The organism is Chryseobacterium metallicongregator, assembly GCF_031324065.1.
In the GTDB taxonomy this organism is placed as follows: Bacteria; Bacteroidota; Bacteroidia; order Flavobacteriales; family Weeksellaceae; genus Chryseobacterium; species Chryseobacterium metallicongregator.
On the sequence record NZ_JAVIXS010000026.1, the window covers coordinates 1 to 1,576 of the forward strand.

Genomic DNA, 1,576 nt, shown 5'->3' on the forward strand with positions numbered 1-1,576 from the left:
CCAACCTAWCAATTTACAWTAAAAGATTTAGAAGCTACAGAATCTATCATATCAAAAGAATTAGAAGACAATGGATACAAAAAGCCAGGTAAAGAAGACTTTGCTAATATGGTCAATAAAGTATTCAATAGGATAATTGATCCGAGATCAGAGTCAAAGTATTTGCATATTAATTTTGAAGATAAATGTTCAAAAGACTTTAATCTTTTTAAAAACTCAAATAGTATTGATGTTAATCCATACAGTACGTATGTTTTTAAAAATGGACTTTTCATTTCGGATTTATACAACATCCCTGAAATACTGGATTATACTAAAGATTCTGAATTATTGCAATATGAAAAAGATGCTGAGAATAATAATCATGCAGCAGAGGTGAAAATATATTACTGGAAAGATTTTAAAGATTTAAAAGAGATTCGTGAAAGAAATATTAAAACAATTCTTGCCCGCAACCTCTATCTATTCAATGACAATAAAACTCGTTATAAATGGCTTATTCATAATGATTCATATTTCATGGAAGGTTTAGTTAAAACTTTCGGATATACACAAGATCCTGATTTATTAAAATGGGTTATTGAAAGAACAAAATTTGATAAAAAAGATCCGTCTGATTATGGGAAATTCTTTTGGGTAAAGCAATGTGATGAAACAGTAAAAATACATGCTAATACTTTTAAAACTTTACAAGAAATTTATACTCCAGATATAACAAACGATATGTCAAATCAGAATAGATTTTTACTTGATCATATTAAAGGATATCTTGAATATTTTGCTGATTTTAATAACAAAGAAACTGGCATTTCAAAGGAAGATAAAGTGAAAATACTTGCAAATATTGTTTATTTTGCTGAACAATATAAGTATGATAAAAGATTTGTTTCGGGATATGGAGATAACTCTAAAATGATGGGAAGGTTAAGATTCTTTTTAGATCAGGAGGAAGTAAATATTTTACAGAAAAATAATTATTTCAACCTTCCAAAATTTAAAGAATGGTGGGACAACGCTGACTATGATGAATATTTTGTTGAAGAATGTGAGTACAACGGTACTTGCGGTCCAGATAACCAACCTATGAATATTACAGAATGGAGAAAACAGTATCCTAAAAAATAATATATAAAAGCACAGTTAAATCTAACTGTGCTTTTATTTTAAAAACACAACAATGATAAAGAAGGTTATAATTTCTCTGGCTATCTTAATATCGAGTGAATTGTATTCACAAAATACATTATTGGGTATAAAAAACGCTTTTCTACCTGTTCTTAAATCACAGCTGTCACCGGAGTAAGTGGAGAAAAAAGTGAAACAGATTATCCAACTTATCAATTTACATTAAAAGATTTAGAAGCTACAGAATCTATCATATCAAAAGAATTAGAAGACAATGGATACAAAAAGCCAGGTAAAGAAGACTTTGCTAATATGGTCAATAAAGTATTCAATAGGATAATTGATCCGAGATCAGAGTCAAAGTATTTGCATATTAATTTTGAAGATAAATGTTCAAAAGACTTTAATCTTTTTAAAAACTCAAATAGTATTGATGTTAATCCATACAGTA

Annotated in this window: 2 protein-coding genes; one reads left to right on the forward strand and one right to left on the reverse strand. The window is 28.0% G+C overall.

Features of this window, described 5'->3' with window-relative positions; translation table 11 throughout:
• Positions 1-1,125, forward strand: a 1,125-nt coding sequence (locus REB14_RS24005; RefSeq protein ID WP_309523483.1) for a hypothetical protein, incomplete at its 5' end; no start/stop codon positions are given.
• A 212-nt stretch (positions 1,126-1,337) separates the two neighbouring features.
• On the opposite strand, the gene REB14_RS24010 is transcribed toward REB14_RS24005, so the two are convergent.
• Positions 1,338-1,576: hypothetical protein (locus REB14_RS24010; protein WP_309523484.1), on the reverse strand; the 239-nt coding region annotated here is incomplete at its 5' end.